This window comes from Clostridium aquiflavi, from assembly GCF_031344075.1.
In the GTDB taxonomy this organism is placed as follows: Bacteria; Bacillota; Clostridia; order Clostridiales; family Clostridiaceae; genus Clostridium; species Clostridium aquiflavi.
Map to the genome: position 1 here is coordinate 1 of NZ_JAVJAN010000019.1, position 23,428 is coordinate 23,428.

General features: G+C 26.0%; 17 protein-coding genes and 1 pseudogene. 9 read left to right on the plus strand and 9 right to left on the minus strand.

Features of this window, described 5'->3' with window-relative positions; translation table 11 throughout:
- Positions 1 to 261: 261 nt before the first annotated feature.
- A complete protein-coding gene (locus tag RGC78_RS08260; protein ID WP_252232605.1) occupies positions 262 to 624 on the plus strand; it encodes a C-GCAxxG-C-C family (seleno)protein in 363 nt (120 codons plus the stop codon).
- 62 nt (positions 625 to 686) lie between these two features.
- Here RGC78_RS08260 and RGC78_RS08265 read toward each other — a convergent pair whose 3' ends face one another.
- Positions 687 to 2,099, minus strand: coding sequence for an APC family permease (locus RGC78_RS08265; RefSeq protein WP_252212223.1), 1,413 nt, complete (start codon positions 2,097 to 2,099; stop codon positions 687 to 689).
- A gap of 468 nt (positions 2,100 to 2,567) precedes the next feature.
- Here RGC78_RS08265 and RGC78_RS08270 point away from each other — a divergent pair, with 468 nt between their 5' ends.
- Positions 2,568 to 4,568 (plus strand): methyl-accepting chemotaxis protein, encoded by a 2,001-nt coding sequence (locus RGC78_RS08270; protein WP_309556431.1) that lies wholly within the window; start codon positions 2,568 to 2,570, stop codon positions 4,566 to 4,568.
- A gap of 161 nt (positions 4,569 to 4,729) precedes the next feature.
- Here RGC78_RS08270 and RGC78_RS08275 read toward each other — a convergent pair whose 3' ends face one another.
- Positions 4,730 to 5,128 carry a hemerythrin domain-containing protein gene (locus RGC78_RS08275; RefSeq protein WP_309556432.1) on the minus strand — a complete coding sequence of 133 codons (399 nt, stop codon included), beginning with the start codon at positions 5,126 to 5,128 and terminating at the stop codon, positions 4,730 to 4,732.
- A gap of 119 nt (positions 5,129 to 5,247) precedes the next feature.
- Positions 5,248 to 5,565, minus strand: coding sequence for a nucleotide pyrophosphohydrolase (locus tag RGC78_RS08280; protein WP_205454946.1), 318 nt, complete (start codon positions 5,563 to 5,565; stop codon positions 5,248 to 5,250).
- A 330-nt stretch (positions 5,566 to 5,895) separates the two neighbouring features.
- Here RGC78_RS08280 and RGC78_RS08285 point away from each other — a divergent pair, with 330 nt between their 5' ends.
- Positions 5,896 to 7,731: an NAD(P)-binding protein gene (locus RGC78_RS08285; protein ID WP_309556433.1), complete on the plus strand. Its 1,836-nt coding sequence runs from the start codon at positions 5,896 to 5,898 to the stop codon at positions 7,729 to 7,731.
- The gene (locus RGC78_RS08290; RefSeq protein WP_309556434.1) at positions 7,725 to 9,473 is read left to right on the plus strand and encodes an NADH-dependent [FeFe] hydrogenase, group A6; all 1,749 of its coding nucleotides are present in this window, start codon (positions 7,725 to 7,727) and stop codon (positions 9,471 to 9,473) included. Before RGC78_RS08285 ends, RGC78_RS08290 begins: the two co-directional genes overlap by 7 nt.
- A 74-nt stretch (positions 9,474 to 9,547) precedes the next feature.
- Here RGC78_RS08290 and RGC78_RS08295 read toward each other — a convergent pair whose 3' ends face one another.
- Positions 9,548 to 9,709, minus strand: a complete 162-nt coding sequence (locus RGC78_RS08295) for a TipAS antibiotic-recognition domain-containing protein (protein WP_309556464.1) — start codon at positions 9,707 to 9,709, stop codon at positions 9,548 to 9,550.
- A complete protein-coding gene (locus RGC78_RS08300; RefSeq protein ID WP_309556435.1) occupies positions 9,696 to 12,176 on the minus strand; it encodes a CoA-disulfide reductase in 2,481 nt (826 codons plus the stop codon). The genes RGC78_RS08295 and RGC78_RS08300 overlap by 14 nt, the downstream gene beginning before the upstream one ends.
- A gap of 354 nt (positions 12,177 to 12,530) precedes the next feature.
- On the opposite strand from RGC78_RS08300, the gene RGC78_RS08305 reads away from it, so the two are divergent.
- The 5 genes from RGC78_RS08305 to RGC78_RS08325 all read left to right on the plus strand — a co-directional run bounded on the left by RGC78_RS08305 (position 12,531) and on the right by RGC78_RS08325 (position 18,183).
- Positions 12,531 to 13,220, plus strand: a complete 690-nt coding sequence (locus RGC78_RS08305; RefSeq protein WP_309556436.1) for a response regulator transcription factor — start codon at positions 12,531 to 12,533, stop codon at positions 13,218 to 13,220.
- A complete protein-coding gene (locus tag RGC78_RS08310; protein ID WP_252212215.1) occupies positions 13,210 to 14,238 on the plus strand; it encodes a sensor histidine kinase in 1,029 nt (342 codons plus the stop codon). The genes RGC78_RS08305 and RGC78_RS08310 overlap by 11 nt, the downstream gene beginning before the upstream one ends.
- A gap of 216 nt (positions 14,239 to 14,454) precedes the next feature.
- Positions 14,455 to 14,916 carry a flagellar basal body-associated FliL family protein gene (locus tag RGC78_RS08315; RefSeq protein WP_252212214.1) on the plus strand — a complete coding sequence of 154 codons (462 nt, stop codon included), beginning with the start codon at positions 14,455 to 14,457 and terminating at the stop codon, positions 14,914 to 14,916.
- 29 nt (positions 14,917 to 14,945) lie between these two features.
- Entirely contained in the window at positions 14,946 to 15,611 is a 666-nt protein-coding gene (locus RGC78_RS08320; RefSeq protein ID WP_252212213.1) for an ABC transporter ATP-binding protein, read from the plus strand.
- Positions 15,612 to 15,696: 85 nt separating this feature from the next.
- The gene (locus RGC78_RS08325; RefSeq protein WP_309556437.1) at positions 15,697 to 18,183 is read left to right on the plus strand and encodes an ABC transporter permease; all 2,487 of its coding nucleotides are present in this window, start codon (positions 15,697 to 15,699) and stop codon (positions 18,181 to 18,183) included.
- Between the two features lie 45 nt (positions 18,184 to 18,228).
- On the opposite strand, the gene RGC78_RS08330 is transcribed toward RGC78_RS08325, so the two are convergent.
- From RGC78_RS08330 to RGC78_RS08345, 4 genes and pseudogenes are all read right to left on the minus strand, one after another.
- Positions 18,229 to 19,872: a sensor histidine kinase gene (locus RGC78_RS08330; protein ID WP_252212211.1), complete on the minus strand. Its 1,644-nt coding sequence runs from the start codon at positions 19,870 to 19,872 to the stop codon at positions 18,229 to 18,231.
- Between the two features lie 212 nt (positions 19,873 to 20,084).
- Positions 20,085 to 20,200: pseudogene (locus RGC78_RS16190) on the minus strand (magnesium transporter); the annotation flags it as partial.
- 181 nt (positions 20,201 to 20,381) lie between these two features.
- Positions 20,382 to 22,295 carry an endonuclease MutS2 gene (locus RGC78_RS08340; protein ID WP_252226545.1) on the minus strand — a complete coding sequence of 638 codons (1,914 nt, stop codon included), beginning with the start codon at positions 22,293 to 22,295 and terminating at the stop codon, positions 20,382 to 20,384.
- 413 nt (positions 22,296 to 22,708) lie between these two features.
- On the minus strand, positions 22,709 to 23,362 hold the full coding sequence (locus tag RGC78_RS08345) for an HAD family hydrolase (RefSeq protein ID WP_252226543.1): 654 nt from the start codon (positions 23,360 to 23,362) through the stop codon (positions 22,709 to 22,711).
- Positions 23,363 to 23,428: the final 66 nt, after the last annotated feature.

Sequence of the window (23,428 nt, forward strand, 5' to 3'; positions counted from 1 at the left end):
ACAAAATCGCTAAGGCGACTTTGGAGCCGTCGATTTTTTTAGCCATGCGCCCTTTCCAAACGCAGTGCAGGAATAATGGTGCGACATATGATTATTTTTTATTCTTTAGGGGGACTCATAATACCTTTAAAATACATTATTTTAAAAGTTATCCACAATTTTTTTAATAATATAAATTCCTAAAGAATAAAAAAACATTTTTCACTATAGAAAAATATGATAATATCAATATAGTAAAATATTTTTAGGGGGACAAAGTAAATGACGTGTGCATCAAAATATCTTAGCCAAGGTTATAATTGTGCTGAATCATTAATTAAATTTTATAATGATGAATATAATGAAAGTATTCCACTTGGATTAGGTAGTGGTATGGGGGCTGGCGCTGGAATTGGAAGTCTTTGCGGCGCTATAAATGCTGGAATTGTAATTATAGGCTTCTTAAAAGGAAGACATAATAATAACGAAATCAATATGGCTAGAGATTACTCTAGGGAGTTTGTAACAAAAATCAAAGAAAAATATTCTACAGAAATGTGTAGAGAATTGAAAGCAAATAAAATTAGTTGTGGTGAAATAGTGGATTTTTCTTATAATACATTAATTAATGTATTACAAAATTAATATTTTATCATAAAAAATGTACTATACACTAATAACTTAGTGTATAGTACATTTTTATATTTTTATAATTCTTGCCTATTATTTTTTTTAGCAATATAAGGCATTATAATACCTAATCCAATTAATATGAATGGTGTTATAATATTAAGTATTAATTTAAATATATCTGTAGAGTACATACCACTAATACATGCAAAAGCAGTAAATACAAAGCACCATGCTCCTAAAATAATACCTATAGTATTATTCTTAACAAAGTAGTACTCTCTATTAAACTTTTCTCCAGCTTTCTTTAAAGCAATATAAGCAATAAATACCCATAAATAACGAAGTGGCATACACACTGCATTTAGCTTTACTAGCCATTTAACTAGATCGTCAACATTTTTAATTCCAATAGCTGGAACTATTATTAATATAGATACTATTATTAATATAAGTTTGTGACCATTTGTATAAGCCCCATTTTTATTTTTTATGAACATTTTTTCTGGAATGAAATTCTTATCTGCACTATCAAGTAACATACGTAAAGGTGCATCAATTGATATAATTAATACTGCAAATTGTCCAATAAGATTTGTAATAGCATATATAATTACGAAGAAATTTCCTAGATGATAATATTCACCTAACTTTTGGAATGCATAATATGCACCATTTGTCATTAAATCATTAGGTACATTATTTGAATCAAACATCATACCAAGTGAAACTGTTCCTAAAATTGCACATACAGCTACCATAATTGCAAGAGCAATCATACCTTTAGAAAATCCTTTTTCTGGATCTTTCATTTCATTAACATAAGGTGAAATTTTCTCGCATCCACCAACTGCAAATACTAAGATAGCTAAATTAGTAAAAAATTTAGTATCAAAAGTAGGCATAAATGTTTTAAAAGACCAATCAATCGTATTTAGCTTTGCATCTGTAATTGCTGGTGCTGCTACCATTAACACTATAAATAAAATTGACATTACAAACATTGATGTACCAGCAAGTGCAGATAATTTTTTTAATGGATTTAATCCTTTAGATGCAATATACATTCCAACTAAAAAAACTACTAAACAAGCTAATTGTAATACTTTGGGATTCATTGCACTAATTCTATTATCTTGAAAAATAGCCCAACTTGAGGCAATTATAAATCCTGATGGCTTTTGTGAAATATAAGGCATGTGTACTACCCAGTATGTCCATCCTGCATAATATGCAAGCTTAGGTCCTATAGTTTCGTTAATCCATGAACTAACTCCGCCACCATAATCTTTAAACGCTGAACCTAATTCCCCTACCATTAAAGCATATGGTATGAAATAAATAGCAAAAATTATAATCCATGATACAATCGCTTTAAGACCATCATATTCTGAAAATCCATTAATAACATTTCCAAATCCCCATACAGCTGAGAATGCCATAAATGCTAATGTATACCACATAATCTGTTTATCTTTCTTTTCTGACATAACTTTCCCCTTACTTTTATTAATTATTTTAATATTTATATTAAAATAATAACTTAACTTTATATGTTTGTATACGTATTCGACAAAAGTAGATTTTATTTTTTTATTTCTTTTATAAAATAATATTTATATATTTTTTATATAATATTATTTTATATGAATACACTTTTAGTCTTCTTTATTTATCATTTTTAAAAATATAATGTCATTTAATAATTAAATTTGTTATATTCACCGAATATTTTTTGTAGTTTGTATGTTTTTTCTAAAGATTAATTGAAAAATAACGATAATTATAATATATTTATCTACTGTTAAGTAATATAGTCTTTAACATTATATATTAGTATAATCTCTTAATTATAAAGTAGCTTTTTCACTAATGAACGTAGTTTTTTACTAACATACAAAGAGAATCTCAATATTTCTTAGCAAATATGAAAAAATATTAGGAGGGTTAATTAAATTATGGAAACAAAATTTAAATTTACAAGTATTCGTTTTAAGCTTATTATTAGCTTTATATTGATTTGTTTAATACCTATTTTATTCCTAGGAATTTCATCTTATTCTAAATCCAAGTCAATTTTAGAAAAGAATTTCGAAGTTAATAGTGCTCAAACGCTTCAACAAGTTGATGAATCTCTTAATACTCAACTTAAAGTTTTTATAAATCCAATTGAAATGATGTCTAATAATATTAACTTTAAGGAAAGTGATTTATCCGATGAAAGAATTTCTTTTGCACAAGAAACACTTGGTAATGTAGTGCAAAGTGACAATAATATTTTTAGTGCTTACTACGGTACTGAGAATGGTAAATTCACCATTTATCCTGAAGGAGATATGGGCGAAAATTTTGATCCTAAAGAAAGATCATGGTATAAGAAAGCATTAGAAAACAAAGGTCAAGTTGTTATATCAGAACCTTTTAATGATGCACGAACTGGAAAACTAGTTGTTTCTGTTTCTAAAACAGTTGAAAGAGATTCTAATATTATTGGTGTTGTGTCTATGAATATTTCTCTTGAAAATATTTCTAAATCTTTATCAGAAATTACTATAGGAAACGCAGGATATGTATATGTTTGTGATTCTAATGGTATAATGTTATTTCATCCAAATAGTGAACTTATAGGTTCAACTGATGTTGTTCAATTAGAAATTTGGAATATGATTAATTCTAACAATAAGGGTTTTTCAAAATATTTATATAAAGGTACTAATAAATTTGCAAGTTTCACTTCTAATCATCTTACTGGATGGAAACTTATAGCCACTATGGATGATTCAGAAATAAGTGATGATGTCAGTGCAATAAGAAATTTAATCTTTATTGTTTCATTTATTGCATTTATTTTATCAATTATTGTTGCTTATATTTTAAGTAAATCTATATCAGATAATGCTAATAAATTAAATATTGCATTTAGTAAAGCATCAGATGGTGATTTAACTGCTAAGGTTAATATAAAAAGTAAAGATGAATTTGGAAGCCTTGGAGACAATTTTAATTCTATGTTAACAAATATATCAGAACTTATGCTAGAAGTAGAAAATTCATCTAAAGTTATACTTGAAACTTCTTCAAGTCTTGCAATAATGGCACAAGAAACAACATTATCAGTAGAACAAGTTTCTCATGCTATAGATGAAATAGCTCAAGGTGCTACACAAACCGCTCAAAATTCTCAAGATGGATCAGTAGAAATTCTTGATTTATCTGATGGAATAAATAAAATAACAGATGCTAATAATCATATTGTAAATATTTCTGAAGGATCTGAAAATTTAAGTTCACAAGGTTTAGATATGGTGAAAATTTTAGTTGAAAAATCTACTAAAACTAAAGATTCAACTTTACAAGTTAGTGAAATTGTTAATGATATGAATTTAAGTACTGAAAAAATTAATGCTATGTCTGATTCTATAGCTGAAATTACAGAACAAACTAATCTATTAGCTTTAAATGCTTCTATAGAAGCTGCAAGAGCTGGTGAAGCGGGGAAAGGATTTGCTGTTGTTGCAGAAGAAATAAGAAAACTTGCAGATCAATCAAAAAATTCAACAGAAGAAATAAAAAAAATAATAGATGTAATAAAAAGTAAATCTTTGACTGCTGTGTCAGCCATGAAAGAAACAGAAATTACAGTAAATGATCAAGAAAAAGTAGTAAATGATACTCATAAAATATTTATTGACATAATAGAGAATATAAAAATTCTTGCTGAAAAAATCAATGATGTTAAAGATGATACTTCAATTATTGATTCTAAAAAGGATAAAGTTGTTCTTCAAATAGAAAACATATCTTCTATTTCAGAAGAAACCGCTTCTGCCACAGAAGAAGTTTCTGCTTCTGCTGAAGAAATAACTGCAACAATGCAAGAGATGGAAAATTACGTAGATAATTTAAGAAAACTTTCTGAAAAACTTGAAGATGGTGTAAATAAATTTAAAATAAAATAAATATATTTAAAATAAACGATGTAGTTAAATTGTATATTTACTACATCGTTTATTTTTGTAATTTTCATAAATATTAAACTGATTCAAATCAAAAAAATATAATAAATTTTGTGTTTTAATTTTAACTTTAAACTAATGGACTTCATTACCACTTCTTTTTATTATATCAATTTATAAAGCTCATTTTCTTCCTTGTTCATTCTTCTTGTTATTTTTAAAAGAATACTATTTGTTTCTGAAATAATATGATTTTTGTTTTCTTTAAGTTTAATCTTAGTGTTAAACTTGTCTTTATAACTTATAAATTGTATCAATATCCCACCCATTTCATCTACATATCTTTGAGCTATATGTTTTACATTATCATCCTTTAATAAATTGGGGTATAAAAATTTATCTTCTGTGTTTAAATGAATTTGTAATTTACCAGAAAGTTTGTTTATATTACTTGCTAATTCATCAAAATAATCACTTATATCATCTTTAATTATAATTTCCTCAATTTTTTTGATTATATCGTATATTTCTATATGTTGTCTTTTAAAGTTTTTTAAATCCATGTCAATCCATCCTTTTTACATTATTAAGTATAATTTCTATATTTTAATTATACTTATTAAGTTAAAAAGTGTATGTAACAAATGTTACATACACTTTTTTATTCTAGAGATTAATTTAATTATAATTCCGTATACTTTTTGCTACTTCCTTTACACTTTTCTACTGGATATTTCTTTTCATTCTTATCCATCTTATTATTTATTATTTCTGTTAAATCAACCTTTAAACAATCACTCATATGTATGCAATAAATCATTACGTCTGCTAACTCCTCAAGGACATGTTCTTTATCATAGTTTTCTTCATCCCATAAAAAATTTTCTAGTAATTCCCCAGATTCTATTGAAATAGCTTTTGAAAGATTAGCTGGTGTATGAAACTTATCCCAGTCCCTATCACTTCTAAATTTTTTTATTCTGTTTAATGTACTTTTCATAAAAAATCACTCTTTTCTTATTAGTTGTTTTTATTCTATTTATATAATTTTAATATTATATTTTTTCAGTCTTTATCATCATTAATTGCTAAATTTTTAACAATTATATTTGATTTTGATATTTAATTTTTCAGTATATTCTATATTACTTTTTATTATAACTTATAATAAGAAATTATTTAGAGTTTTTACAATAAAACTACAAATTCACTCTAAAATACATAATAAAATTTTAAATTTAAGAATAATTTTACTTAATCTAAATATACTTATGAAAAGATTTAAATTAAACATTTGTTAAGTATGTTAAAACATACAGAAAGGAGAAAAATGAGTAGACTAGAGATTACAACGCCTAATGGAGCTCAAACTATTGTAGAAGGACTTTATAAAGACTTAGAACGTAGAATCATTGCAAGTCCTCCTGGTTTGTGCCCTGTAGATATGGCATCTTCTTTTTTAAAATTATGTCAAGCACAAACTTGTGGAAAATGCGTACCTTGTAGAATTGGACTTGCTCAATTAGAAAATTTGATTGATGATGTTTTAAATCGTAAAGCAACTTTAGAAACTATTGATTTAATTGAAAAAACAGCAAAGGTAGTTATTGATTCTGCTGATTGTGCTATAGGATATGAAGCAGCTAATATGGTTTTAAAAGGAGTAATAGGTTTTAAATCAGACTATATTGAACACATAGTCAACAATAGATGTATATGTAACTTAAATCAGCCTGTTCCATGCGTTGCCCTATGCCCTGCTGGTGTAGACATTCCTGGATATATTGCTTTAATTTCGCAGAAGAGATATTCTGATGCTGTTAGATTAATAAGAAAAGATAATCCTTTTCCAACAGCATGCGCCTTTATATGTGAACACCCTTGCGAAGCTAGGTGCAGACGTAATATGCTTGATGACTCTATAAATATTAGAGGTCTTAAGCGTTTTGCTGTTGATAATGCTGGTAAAGTTCCAATACCCAAATGTGCTTCTCCTACTGGTAAAAAAATAGCAGTAATTGGTGGTGGACCAGGTGGTTTAAGTGCAGCTTATTTTTTATCATTAATGGGACACAAGGTTGTGATTTATGAAAAACGTGAAAAATTAGGAGGTATGCTTAGATATGGAATTCCTAATTATAGACTTCCTATAGAACACTTAGAAAATGATATTTCAGATATATTATCAACAGGCATTGAAGTAAAAAACAATATATCTATTGGTACTGATATATCTTTACTTGATATTGAAAATTCACATGATGCTGTTTATATTGCAATTGGAGCACATATTGATAAAAAAATAGGTATTGATGGAGAAGAAAGTGCAGGTGTTATTTCAGCAGTAGAAATGTTACGCGCAATAGGTGAAGATAATCCACCAGATTTTTCAGGTAAAACAGTTGTAGTAATTGGTGGTGGTAATGTAGCAATGGATGCTGCTAGATCTGCTATAAGACTTGGTGCAAAAAAAGTATGTAATGTATATAGGCGTAGAAAAGTAGATATGACTGCTCTACCTGATGAAATTGAAGGTGCAATTGCAGAAGGTTGTGAAATTATAACGCTCAAAGCACCTCTTAGAATTGAAAGTGATAAAAATGGTAATGTAACAGCCCTTTTTGTTAAGCCTCAAATAATTGGTAAAATTGACGATTCTAAACGTCCACGTCCTACATCATCATGCCAAGAAGATCAAAGAATTCCTTGTGATATATTAATTGTAGCAATTGGACAAGGCATAGAGTCTAATCATTTTGCTGAATCTGGAGTTCCTGTTAAAAGAGGTGTTATTGAAGCTATGAGTTCTAGTGGTGTTGAAAATAGTCCTGGAATTTTTGCAGGTGGTGATTGTGTAACTGGTCCTGCTACTGTGATTAGAGCAATAGCTGCTGGCAAAGTAGCTGCTGCTAATATAGATACTTATCTTGGTTATAACCACATTATAAGTTCTGATGTTGAAATTCCAAGTGCAAGACTAGATGATAGACCTCTTTGTGGACGAGTTAATACTTCTGAAAGAGATGCTGATATACGTAAAAATGATTTTGAACTTATTGAATATGGAATGACATGTGAAGAAGCTCATCAAGAATCTTATAGATGTCTAAGATGTGATCACTTTGGATATGGAGTATTTAAAGGAGGTAGAATTAACAAATGGTAAAACTTAAAATTGATAATATAGATATTGAAGTAAAAAAAGGAACTACCATCTTAGATGCAGCTAAATCTTTTAAAATTCAAATTCCGAGTTTATGTTATTTAAAAGATATTAATGAAATAGGCGCTTGTCGTGTTTGTATTGTTGAAGTAAAAGGAAAAGATAAATTATTACCTGCTTGCAATAATGTAGTTGAAGAAGGTATGGAAATTTTCACAAATAGTCCTAGAGTTAGAGAAACTAGAAGAACTAATATAAAACTTATACTTTCACAGCATGATTGTCATTGTGCAACTTGTGTAAGAAGTGGTAACTGCAATCTACAAAATATAGCTAATGATTTAGGAGTTATTACAATTCAATATAAAAGAATGATCGAGCCTTATTTATGGGATGAGCAATTCCCATTAATACGTGATGCAAGAAAATGTATTAAATGTATGAGATGTATTCAGGTTTGCACTAAAATACAAAATCTTAATATATGGGATGTTTCAAATACAGGTACTAGAACAACTGTTGACGTTTCACTCAATAGAAAAATTCAAGATTCAGATTGTTCATTATGTGGACAATGCATAACTCACTGCCCTACTGGAGCTTTAAGAGAAAGGGATAATACCCAGAAAGCATTTGATATTCTTTCAAATAAAGATAAAATTACAATACTTCAAATCGCTCCTGCTGTTAGAGCGTCTTGGGGTGAATCTCTTGGACTTACAAAAGAAGAAGCAACAGTAAAAAGACTTGTTTCTGCACTTAGAAAAATTGGCTTTGATTATATCTTTGATACTAACTTTGCTGCTGATTTAACTATAATGGAAGAAGGTAGTGAATTTTTAGAAAGATTAAAAAATAATACAAATTTGCCTATGTTTACATCATGTTGTCCAGCTTGGGTTCGATTCTTAAAATCTCAATATCCTGATATGACTAAAATGCTTTCTACTGCAAAATCTCCTCAACAAATGTTTGGAGCTATTGCAAAAAGCTATTATGCAAAACTTTTAAATGTAGATCCATCAAAGATATATTGTATCTCTATAATGCCTTGTATTGCTAAAAAACATGAAGCTGAAATTCCTATTATGAATGATGCTGGATACGGTCAAGATATAGACTTGTGTCTTACTACTCGTGAAGTAGAGAGAATGATAAGATCAGAACATATTATAGCTAAAGATTTAAACGAATCTGACTTTGATACACCTTTAGGAATAGGTTCTGGTGCTGGTATTATTTTTGGTTCTACTGGTGGTGTTATGGAGGCTGCTCTTAGAACTGCTTACTTTTTAACATGTGGTAAAAATCCTGATCCAAATGCCTTTAAAGAAATTCGAGGTATGAATGGAATTAAGGAAGCCACTTTTGAAATTAATAATACTAAATTAAAAGTAGCTGTGATAAGTGGTTTGGGTAATGCTAGAAATTTAATTAAAAATTTAAGAAAAGGAAATGTTTATTATGACTTTATAGAAGTAATGGCCTGTCCTGGTGGTTGCTCTGGTGGTGGCGGACAACCAATTAAAGATGGTATAGAACTTGCAGAAACTAGATCAAAGAAGCTTTATGAGCTTGATGAATTATCTGACATCAGATTTTCTCATGAAAATCCATCAATTTTAAATGTATATAAAGAATTTTTAGAAAAACCTTTATCTAATGTCTCTCATAAGCTTTTGCATACTAATCACAACTTATGGGAAATGCCTCTTTCTCCTGGACTTGATATAAATGATAATTAATTTAAATATATAAAAATAACAGTATAGAAATTTAAAATTTCTATACTGTTATTTTACATTATCTATTTTGTTTTTTAACTATAAAATTCAATAATTTCATCTTTTAAAAGCTCAGCTGTACCACAGCCAACATTTTCAGTATAAAATTTGTTAAATCGTTCATCGTATACATACATTTCTCCTAGTCCTATATGCGTTTCTTTGAAATAATTTTCATATAAATTATATAAATAAATTTAATCCTGAATCTTCAGTAGCACCTAGATAAGATGCAACTCCTCCTATTTCAACGCCATCAATGAATTCTTCTTTTTTTATTCCCATAAGATCCATGCTCATAGCACATGCAACAACCTTAACCCCCATATTTATTGCGTTAGTTATCAAACTTTCTAAATCGTCAACATTATGCTTTTTCATTATTTGTTTTATCATTGCAGGTCCCATTCCCATCATGTTCATTTTAGATAATGGTAATTTTTCTGGATGTCCTGGCAACATAATATCAAACATCTTCTCCATAGTATCCTTATTTACTTTTGGCTTATTTTTACTTTTTAATATATTAAGACCCCAGAAAGTAAAGAACATAGTAACTTCCTTTCCCATAGAAGCTGCTCCAGTAGCTATTATAAATGATGCTATAGCTTTATCAAAATCTCCACTAAATACTACTAAAGTTGCTCCATTTTTATCTACAGCCGCATTTGAAGATAGTACTTCCTCTTTCTTTGTTCCTTTTTGTATATAAGCTACAAAAGCATTTTTACTTTTATTAAATTCTGATTTAAGTAAAGCATTATTAGTTTTTTCACACCATGCTTTTATATCCTTACTAAATCCAACATCACTTGCTTTTGCCTCTAAAATTTGACCTTCTTCCATTTTATTAATTTCTTCAAATACTCTTCTTATCGGTCCTGGACATTGAAGTCCACAAGCATCTAACGTAACTTTTGCATTTATTTCTGTTATATCTAAATCTTCTAAACTCATAGCTGCTACCTCTTCTTTTATTTCATTAAGTTTTTCATGTTGATTCTTTAAGTTTTCTTCTGCCCTTTTTACATACATATATGTCTTTAATCCACCATCTATATTAGTACAGTTTATTCCGTGTTGTTTTAATATTCTACAAGCTACATAACCACGTAACCCAACTTGACATGTAACATATATATGTTTATCTTTTGGCATCTCATTTAATCTATTTCTCAAATCACCAAGAGGAATGTTAATTGAATTATCAAACTTTCCAGTAACTAATTCAAACTCTTCTCTTACATCTAAAATTATAGAATTACTTTTATCTATATTATCTATTTCATCCCATTGAATTGTATCAACTATTCCTTCTATAATATTTGCTGCATAGTATCCTAACATATTAACTGGATCTTTTGCTGAATTGTATGGTGGTGCATAACACACCTCAATGTCTTGTAAATCAAAAACACTAAAATTCCCTTTAATTGCTGTAGCTAATATATCAATACGTTTTTCAACTCCACTCATTCCTACAGCTTGAGCTCCAAATATTTTCCCATCCTTAGGATCAAACAACATTTTAATTGCTATTGGAAAAGACCCTGGATAATATCCTGCATTAGAACCTGGATGTATATGAATTGCTTTATAATCAATCCCTAGTCTTTTAAGCGTTTTTTCATTATTACCAGTTGCAGCTACTGTATAGTCAAATACTTTGGCAACTGATGAACCAAGGCTTCCTTTATACTCCTCATTTTTTCCAATTATATTATTAGCAACTAATCTACCTTGACGATTTGCAGGCCAAGCTAGAGGAATCATTGTAGGCTTCTTATTTACAAAATCCATAACTTCAATTGCATCTCCTAGTGCAAAAATGTTTAAATCAGAAGTTTTCATATGCTTATCTACTACAATAGCTCCTCTTTCATTTAACTCAATGCCTGCTTCTTTAGCTATTCTAGTTTCTGGTTTAACACCAATTGATAAAATTATCATATCAGTATTAATTTTTCTTCCACTTTTTAAAACGATTTTCTTTCCTTCGTCTTCAAAAGACTCTACACCGTCTTTTAAAATTAATTCTACATTCTTATCAATTAAATGATCATGTACTATACTTGCCATTTCTATATCAATTGGAGCCATTACTTGATCACTAGCTTCTACTAAAGTTACATCAATGCCTCTTTCCTTTAGATTTTCAGCCATTTCAAGTCCTATAAATCCTCCACCTATTACAACTGCTTTTTTAGGATTTTTATTATCAACAAATTCTTTTATTTTATCCGTATCTGGTATATTTCTAAGTGTAAATAAATTATCACATTTATCAATTCCTGATATTTTAGGTTTTAAAGGACTTGCTCCTGGAGATAATACTAAAATATCATAGTCTTCTTCATAAACTTCATTACTCTTGTAATCTTTTATACTAACTTTTTTATTTTCCTTGTCTATTTTTATAACTTCACTTAAATTTCTTATATCTAAATTGAATTTTTTACTCATTTCTTCTACAGTTTGAACTATAAGTTTTTCTCTATCATTAATGGTCCCTCCTATATAATATGGAAGTCCGCAATTAGCAAATGATATATATTCACCTTTTTCAAACATAATTATATCTAAATTTTCATCTAGCCTTCTAAGTCTAGCCGCAGTAGATGCTCCACCTGCAACTCCACCAACAATGATAACTTTTTTAGACATTTTATCTCTCCTTACTTTATTATTTTTAACATAAACATTTCTATGAAATAGTATTCTCTAATATTGCTTTCTGTATTTATTTAAATGCTACAAGTCTTTATTTCTTATATTTTAATAAAGTTATACCATAATAAGCTTATTAGAATCTGTGACTTTATCACACAAATATAAAATTAGTTTTAATATTGTTTAGTATATTTCCTTTATTTAAAACAGCTACTATAAATTCTTCTTAACAACATAACTTTTCTTCTATTAAAATTAGACTTTAACATTTCAATTTGATATTATACAAATATATAGAAATGTATTCTAATAAAGGTAAATAATAAATATGTTACATAAGGAGAAAAGATGAAAAAAATACTAATAGTAGAAGATGACATTATCTTAAATTCTGGATTATGCTATAATCTCCAATTAGATGGCTATGTTGTTACACCAAAATATAACATAAATTCAACATTAAAAATTCTAAATATAGAAAATTTTGATTTAATCATTCTGGATGTAAATTTACCTGATGGTAATGGTTTTGATTTATGTAAAAGCATAAAACAAATTCAAGATACTCCTATAATTTTTTTAACTGCTTGTGATTTAGAAGATGATATACTTTCTGGATTTAAACTTGGCGCTGATGATTACATAACAAAACCCTTTAGTATAAATATATTTAGACAAAAAATAGCTGCAATACTTCGTAGATGTAATAAAAATTTATTTTCTTGTATTTATAAAGATTCTAATCTTACAATGGATTTCAATAAAATGACAGCAACTGTTAATAATAAAGCTATTTCATTTACTCCAACAGAATTTAAAATGCTAAAGATCTTAATTTCCAATAAAGGACAAGTTCTTACTAGACAAGTTCTTCTTGAAAAGCTCTGGGATTGTGATAGAAACTTTGTAGATGAACATACTTTAACTGTTAATATAAATCGTCTAAGAAATAAAATTGAAACTAAAAATGTTAAATACATAAAAACCATCTATGGTATGGGGTATATGTGGGTAGGTGGAAAATACAATGAAAATTAATTTATCATTCAATAAAATTTATAACTTAACTATATCACTGTTAATTTTGCTTTTTATAAGTTTTACAGCTTTTATTTTTATCAAAATAGAAAATTTCAACGTGAAAATTTTAACTCTTTTATTTGCTTTATCTTATATTTTTCTTGGATTAATTTTTATTATTTTAATAAGAGAAAGAATTATCTATACATTTAAAACTATAGATAATTGCATCGATGATATGATCTCTGGAAAGGATAATATTGCTTTTAATCTTGAAGATGAAACTTTGGTATCTAAATTTCAAAATAAATTAAAAAAATTATATAACTTAATGCTTGAGAGTAGAAATAAAAGTGAAATAGAAAAAATAGAAATTCAAAGTTTAATTTCTGATATTTCTCATCAAGTTAAAACTCCTATTGCAAATTTAAAATTATATAATTCTACCTTAATTGAAAGAGAACTTTCTAAAGAAAAAGTTAATGAATTTTTATTATTAATAAACAATCAATTAAATAAATTAGACTTTTTAATGCAGTCAATAATAAAAATGTCTAGACTTGAAACTGGTTTAATATCTTTAAATATAAAGTCTTCTCTTCTCTGTAATACGATTGCATCTTCTTTAGGCAATATAATATTTACAGCAGAAAAGAAAAATTTAAATATTAATGTATCTTGTGATTCTTCATTAATTGTAAAACATGATGCCAAATGGACAAGTGAAGCTATTTTTAATATTTTAGATAATGCAGTAAAATATACTCACTGTGAAGGTAATATTTCTATAAGTGTTACTCCTTTAGAGATCTTTACTAAAATAGATATAAGCGATGATGGCATTGGTATAAATTCTAAAAATATATGTAAAATTTTTAATCGTTTTTATCGAGAAGAAGATGTTTATGACATTTCTGGTATTGGCATCGGTCTTTATCTTTCTCGTGAAATCATTTCAAAAGAAGGTGGCTATATTAAAGTAAGTTCAAGTAAAGGTAACGGATCTACTTTTTCAATATTCTTATTAAATCAATAGCTATTTTTTGATTTAGTCAATTTTTTATCAGAATATTGATATATGCATAAATAAAACTGGATAGAGATGTGATTTAAAAGTAGTATTTATATTTTAATATAAATCATAAGCAAATTATCTCAAATTTGTAACATTATATTTTTAAACTGTGAGATTTTTGTTACATTTAGTTTCTAAAATATATATTGAAAATACATTTTAGAAAGAGGTAATTATATGAGTAATGAAAATTCGTCTAAATCTAATAAAAAATCAAAAACTAAAGTAATTTCTTTAATTTTAATAATGTTCTTAGTTATAATCTTGACTAGTATATGGTATCTTCATAGTAATAATATGATAATTTTTAAAGAAAGTAAAATACATGAAGTATATGTTGATTTAGGAGAATTTACTGTTGGTTTAAACGATACTTCTAAAAATAGATATTTTAAAGGTAAACTTTCTGTAGGTTATAATAAAAAAGATAGTATTGCTAAAAATCAATTAACAAAAGAGAATAAACTTCCTATTGTAAAAGATATAGTAAATAATTATTTTAGAAATAGAGATTATGATTATTTAAATGATTTAAATAATGAAAAGAAAATTAAACAAGAATTACTTGATGTAATAAATAAAAATCTTCAGGACTTTAAAATTATAGACATAAGATTTTCTCAATATTTATTGCAATAAATATACTAAACTTAATAAGGGGTTTTAATATGTCATTATTAGAAACTATTAATTTAAGTAAACAATATGAACAAGGTCTAAATATTGTTAAAGCTTTAAACAATATAAATTTAAAAATAGAGAAAGGAAACTTTATTGCTATAGTAGGTACATCCGGCAGTGGAAAATCTACTTTACTTCATATGTTAAGTGGTCTTGATAGACCTACTTCTGGGCAAGTTTTTGTTAATAATAAAGATATTTCTAAGTTTACTGAGGATGCTCTTACTATTTTTCGCCGTCGCAATATTGGTTTTATATTTCAAAATTATAATTTAATTCCTATGTTGAGCGTTTGTGAAAATATATTACTTCCTCTTCAACTTGATGGGAATAATATCGATACTGATTTTTTCAACAAAATTGTTACTATATTAAAGTTAAAAGAAAAACTTTCTTGTCTTCCTAACCAGCTATCAGGTGGACAACAACAAAAGGTTGCCATTGCACGAGCATTAATTACTAAACCAACAATTATACTTGCTGATGAACCTACAGGAAATCTTGATAGTAAAACAAGTCAAGAAGTTTTAGGATTACTAAAAATTTCAAGTGAACTTTTTCATCAAACAATTGTTATGATTACACATAATGAAGAAATAGCTCAGCTTGCTAATTCTATAATTCGTCTTGAAGATGGAAAAATAATAAATTAGAGCTATAATCTAAATATTAAAACATAGACTAAATAAAAAAGGAGGGGTAATTATATTTGAAAATGACAATAAAAAAGTTATTTTTATGCTTTGTAAAAAAAGCTTTAAAGCTAATAAAATCAGAAATGTACTTGCAATTTTCTCTATAATATTAACTACTGTGTTATTTACAAGCTTATTTACTCTAGCTTTTAGTATATGCAAATCTGCTGAAATTTCAACAATGCTTGAACAAGGTAATTCATCAAATTTCACTTTACAATATATAACAAAATATGATTTTAACAAAATGAAAGAGCATCCTTTAGTAAAAGATATAGGTATTTCTATACCTATATCTAAAATTACAAATAAAGAATTTATTAATTCAAATATTCAAATGTTATATTGTAATGAAATTTATGCCAAGTGCAATTTTTCCTATCCTAAAATTGGAACTATGCCCATAAAATCAAATGAAATAATGACTAGTACAAAAGTTTTAGATATGTTTAATATTCCTCATAATATAGGTGCATATTTATCTTTAAATGGTAAAGATTTTGTATTAACAGGATTTTATGATAATTCTTATGTTGAAAGTAATAATAAAATTTATGTTTCAGAAGAGTTCTTAAAAAATAATTTCATACATTACAATGAATTAAATTCTGATAAAATAATTGTTGCTGATATAATATTAAAAAATAATTTTAATGTTAACAAAAAAATTAATAGAATATTAAAGGATTGTAATATAGAATCTGATATAAATCTACGTATTAATTGGTCATATGATTTTATTTGTAGTCCCGAAATAATTTTTTCTTTATCTCTTGTAATTTTATTTATAACTTTTACAGGATATTTAATTATTTATAATATTTTTCATATATCAATAGTTAAAGATATTCAATTTTGGGGTCTTTTAAAAACTCTAGGGACAACATCAAAACAAATAAAGAAAATTCTTTTTATACAAGCTCTTTTTCTTTCAATTATAGGTATACCCATAGGCATATTTTTAGGTTATATGATTAGTATTATTCTTTTACCTATAATTAATAAAACTTTAATGAATAATTTACTTGCTTATCAAAATATTCATTTTTCCTTGCACCCAAATATATTTATTTTAACAACAATTTTTTCTCTTATTACAGTTTTTATCGCTTGCATTAAACCTAGTAAAGTAGCTGCATACATAACACCTATTGAAGCTATAAAGTATTCTCATGTTAGTAAAAATAATATTTTCCTAAAAAGAAACATAAATACAAACGGTAAAATATATAAAATGGCTTTTTTAAATTTATTTAGAGATATAAAAAAATCTATAATTATAGTAATTTCATTATCCCTTAGTTTAATATTGTTTAATGCTGTATTCAACATTGTAAATAATTATAATATAAATATATATTTACAAGAAAATTCATTATGTGATTTTCAAGTTAGTAATAAGAACTTTTTTAGCTATTTGACTTTTCAATATGATAATGAGGATATACTTCCAAATAGCCTTATAAGTTTAATAAATGGCAATGATTATATTAAAGAGAGAGGCTATTTATATTTTGATGGTGTTCCTCATACCGTAAGTATCGACGCATTAAATAATATTAATAATACACTAAATTTAACTTATCCTAAAAGTAAATATTACTTAAATGAAAAATTTGATGAATTTAAAAAAATTGGAAAATGTAATATTAAATTATATGGAATGAATGATTTTCTTTTACAAAAATTACTAATAATTCAAGGAGATCTTAATTTAGAAAAATTTAAAGAAGGTAATTATATTCTTATTTGTCCTACTACATCTAATTATAATAACACAATAAGTTACTATAAAATAGGAGACAAAATTACTATAAAATATGATGATTTTAAAACTAAAACTTATGAGGTTATAGGATTTTGCACTATACCTGATCAATTACATTCAAATTCTAATGGATTTCATGGAGATAAAAATTCAGATTTTAATATTGAATGTATTTTACCAGATAATGAATTCAAAAATCAATTTGATAATCCTTTGTTAGCAAGTTATTACTTTAATGTAGATAATAATAAAATAAATGAAATGCAAAATTTTCTTGAAAATTATACTATGAATATTGATTCCAACATAAAATATAAATCTACTGCCACATATATTTCTGAACTAAAATCAATACAACGCTCCTACAGTATAGTTGGATATGTTTTAGTACTTATTATTGGTTTAATTGGAATACTCAATTTTATAAATTCTTTTATTACAGAAATAATTTCTTATGAAAAAGAATTTGCAATCCTTGAAAGTATAGGAATGACCAAAAAACAAATATTAAAACTTTTAACATATGAAGGATTATATTATGCAATTTTAACTATAATATTTGAAATCACTATAGGTATATATTTTTCTTCTACTATAATTAAATCATTAACTAATAATATAACTTATATTAATTATTGTTTTAAACTTACCCCTATTTTCATAGCATCTTCAATTTTAATTGTTATTTCAATTATACTTCCAAGAATTATATACAAAAATACCTATAAAAAAAGTCTTATTGATAGAATAGAAAATTTTTAATAACAGAAAACCTTGTAATTCTAAAACTACAAGGTTTTATATTTTTTATTTAATATCTGAAAGTTCAATAAGTATTTTACTATCAATTTCATCTTTTTTATGCAAATTGAATTCAATATCATCTAACTCTTCCTCTATCTTTACATTAGGTAAATTGATTATAAATTCACAACCTTTTTCTTCATTATCTTTTAGATTGATCTCTCCGTTATGAGAATTTACTATATATTTAACTAAAGATAAGCCTATTCCACTTCCCTCTACATTTCTTCTAAAAGACTTATCAACTTGTACAAATCTTTCAAAAACGCTTTTTCTAAAATCTTTTGGAATTCCTATTCCATCATCTTTTATAGTTATGCTTAAATACTCATCATTATTTTGACTTTCAATATTCACAAATATATTTCCATTATCACTTGTAAATTTAATAGCATTAGAAAGAAGATTTAAAATTGCTCTTTCCATATTTTCTGGATCACACTTTATTTCAAGGAACTCACAATCTGTATCGAAAATTATATTCCTTTTTCTAGCTTTCTCATATTCTGCTATTGATAGAGTTATATTTTCAACCAAACTAATAATTTCACAATTAACAAAATTCATTTTAAAACATCCAGCATCAAACTTAGTAACATCAATAATGTTATTAATAAGTCTTAACATCCTAGAACAATTTTGTGAAATTGTGTTTTCATATTTATTGTAGTATTTTAAAAATTCTTCTTCATTATAATTGTACATTCTTAAAAGTTGAAAAGATGAAATGATTATATTAAGTGGTGTTCTAAGTTCATGAGATATGTTTGCAAAAAATTGACTCCTCATTTCCTCTTCTTCCTTCAATTTATACATTTCATTTTTTTGATTAACCACTTCATAACTTAACTCCTTGTTTTCTTTAGACTTAGTTATTATTTCTATAAATACACTGATTATTATTATGAAAAAACCTAATGCCAATAGACAGCGATTTAATACATACATCATCTTTTCGTCTTTATATAAACTTTTAACTAGTAAAATTCTGCTCAAAAACATAACACTTAAACTAGCAAAAGTTATAAAATAATTAAATTCTTTTTCTTTAAAGTATTTTATACATACTTCTAATATTAATAAGTACGTCGCTAAATTTATTATACACTTAATAATCATAAGAATATTTATATTAATTGCATGTGAATAGTACTGCATTATATTTAACTCCATTAATATAAATAATACATTAGAAATCAAAACAAATATTACTGTAGCAAATCTATTTTTACAAATACCTTTGGTTACTTTGTTTTGATTGAATATAGTTAAATATAATAATAGCGTTCTAAATATTGATGCAAAACCTACAAATGATGAGTTAGAATGCATAAGAACACTTATATTTATATGTTTTGTTAAAAAATCAACTATTAAAAATTCAGAATATATAGATAGATAGATTAGTGAAAACATAAAAAAATAATTTTCTTCGTATAAATAATAATATAAAAAACAACAAAACACTGATATAAATCCTATTATATAATTTATACCTTTTATATCTTTAACAAGAGTTAATTCAGCTAAATCTACATTATTAACCATAAAAATATTCAATTTAAATATAATATAAAAGCTAATTACATTTGTTATTATAAGCAATATTAACTTTTTGTTAATCCCCTTTATCCCTTCCGTCAGCACTTTAAAAGTCCCCCCTGTTAAATAAGTTAAGTATTTTCTTTCTGTTTATATAAAACACATACTCATATATAAATTTATTAACAACATTGAGATATTAATTCAGTACATATATATTGAAATAAATTCCATATTTATATATGTTTATATAAAATATCCTATTAATTCCTGTCCGTATTATAGCATTAATTTAAATTAATTAAAATAGTATTTGTATCTTTAATACTTATATCACCTAACACTAATCCTTAATTATTAAAGTAAATGATTGTGATCCTGCATTGCCACCAGTATCCATAAGCATAGGGATAAATGCTGTAATTATTCCAACTATTCTATCTTCTTTGTCAACTACAGTCATATCAGCTTTTAAATCCAAAAATTCAATTGTCATTATTGCACCTTCTGATATTATTTTAGCTATATCTACTGAATTCATATCTTTAAAATAACTACCTATAAAACCACCTTAAATTAAGTTCATTTTATAGATAGATACTTATACTATTTAGTTATACATTTACTGTGTTAATTTCTTTTCTAAACTTTTTTATTGCTTTCTTTGAGCCTCTTTTTAAATCTTTGTCTAATTTTCTTTCTTTAAAACTTACAAATAATTGATTCAAATCATAATCTTTTGGATACAATTCTTCTGCTGTAAATTCCAACTTTAATCTTTTAAAATTCACTTCTACAAATTCATTATTTAAAAATACAACTACATTATTAAATCTATTTTTTGTTTTATAGACTACTGCACTAACCTTTTTATCTAATAATAAAACTTTATCACCTATTTTATAGTCATACTCATTAATTATATCTTCATATTCTAAGTTTTCATTTTCAGTTTTATTCTTTAATAATTTTCTTGAATCTATAATCTCATAATTATATTCTTTACTCTTAAAATATCTCTTACTTCTATCAAGTATAACATCATCAATGCCCATTTTTTTTGCAATATATAAGGCGTTACTTTCCCCACTTTTTCCTATATTAAGCCTATACATAGGTTCTAAAGTATCTTTTTTAAATTCCATTGCAGCATTTTCAAAATGTGGATGATTATAAGAAAAATTTTTAATTTCACCATAATGAGTGGATGCAACTGTTATACATCCTTTTTTATAAAACTCCTCTAATATCGCAATAGCTAATGCTGCTCCTTCATTAGGTTCTGTACCACTTCCTATTTCATCAAATAAAAGCAATGTATTTTTAGTGCTTTCTCTTAAAATTCTTGATAAATTACCAACATGTGATGAAAATGTACTTAATGAATTTTCAACGCTTTGATCATCACCAATATCAACAAATATATTATCAAACACAGCCATTTCAGAGTTTTCATTTGCACTTATATGAAATCCACTTTGGATTGCCATTGTAAGAATTCCCACTGTTTTTAATACTACTGTTTTTCCTCCAGCATTAGGACCAGTAATTATTAAACTTCTATATTCCTCTCCTATTTTTAAATTTAAAGGTATTGAATTTTTAATCAATGGATATCTTCCATCTACTATATTAATAAAGCCGTGATTATTTAATTTAGGTTTAACGCCTTTAATATCCTTACTATATTTTGCTTTAGCTAATATCATGTCATATTCAGATATAACTTCAACATTAACTTTTAATTCTCTAATTCTTGAAAAAATCATTTCTGTTAAAGTTGATAGTATCTTATATTCTTCAATGCTTTCTTCACCCCTTAAAGAAGCTAGTTCAACTGTATATTTAGATATTATGTTTGGCTCCATAAATACAGTGTTTCCTTTTGAAGATACTTCCACAATACTGCCACTAACTTGATTTTTATATGAAACTTTTATTGGAACAGTATATCTTCCATTTCTTTGACTTACAAAAGCTTCTTGCAAATATTCTCGATTAGATGGACTTTTTATAAATTTTTCAAGTTTTTCATTTATCTTTCCTTCACATAAATCAATGTGCTTTCTTATTTTTTTCAATTCTTTTGTTGCATTAGAATCAATTATCGTACCTTTAATTGATATTGAAATTTCCTCTTCTATATATTGAAGTTCAGTTATATTTTCTCCATAGCTGCTTAATGTAGGCGCATATCCTTCTTTGTCTTTAATAAATAATTTTACTTTTCTACATCCTCTTAAAAAATCACCAATAGTTATTAATTCTGAGGGTTCAAGCACTGCCCCTTTTTCCATTTTATTCAATAATGGATTTATATCAAATATTCCTTCAAGAGGCATATGATAAGATGCATCTATAAGTCTTCTTCCTTCTGAAGTTTCATTTAACATTCTATTTACTTGCTTTAAATTCTTACTTGGCATAAGTTTATCTATTAAATTTTTACCTAAATTGCTTATACAATATGATTTTACAATTTCTTTTAAATTTTCATAATTTAATTTTTCTATTGTTATATTATTCATTCTTTTCGTCCTTCTTTTTTTAAATTCAAGTCACGAAAATCTATATAGATTTCAAGATTTAAATTATATTATTTTAGTAATATTATTGTTTTTAAGCCTATAAATATAATTACAAAATAAATAAAGCCATGGATATCTCCACGGCTAAAAAATCAACATTAATAAAAGATATAGTTATTTATATCTTTTAAAGTAAAGTTATTTCATGACTCGTAGTGTATCTATAATAATTAATTTTTCCATCAACAAATAAAGGTTCTATAACCCATTTTTTGATGAATATTAAATTAGTTATAATTAAATACTTACTACACTCACAAAAATACCTTCCTTTTTCTGAAATCTATATATTTTTATATTATTTTAAAACTTATAGTTTGTCAATAATAAATTTTAAAATAATAATCTTTATTCTACTCAAAGTATTTACATAAATTAAATATATCTATTTTTCTTATAGTATCTACCATCACATCAGCTTTTGATAAATCTTGATTACCTGAATTTACATTATCAAAACCTATACATTTCATTCCAGCTCTTTTAGCAGCTTGTACACCATTATGAGAATCTTCAACTACTATACAATTTTTTGGACTTATACCTAACTTTTTGCTTACTTCTATGTAAACATCAGGATATGGTTTACTTCTTTCAACTTCTTCTCCACTTACTATACAATCAAAAGCACCATGTAAATTAAACTTATCTATAACAGCTTCTATTAAACTTCTAGGAGAAGATGATCCTATAGCTGTCTTTATATTATTTTTTCTTAAAGCATTTAATAATTCTCTAATTCCATTTATAGGTTCTAGTGACTCTTCTTTTACTTTGTTAATAATAAGTTTAGATTTATACTCCATAAGCTCACTAACAGATTTCTTTATTCCATATCTTTCTTTTAATTTTGTAAAAATATATTCATTTGTAGCACCTGCATATAATGCTAATTCTCTCTTAGATATATTTATACCCAAGGTATTCATAATTTCGCCATGCACCTGACGATGTATTGGTTCACTATCTATTATTACACCATCCATATCAAATATAAATGCCTTCATAACTTCACACACCCTTTTCTATTTCTTTTATTAATTATAACATAATTAGAATTTTTTACCTATTAA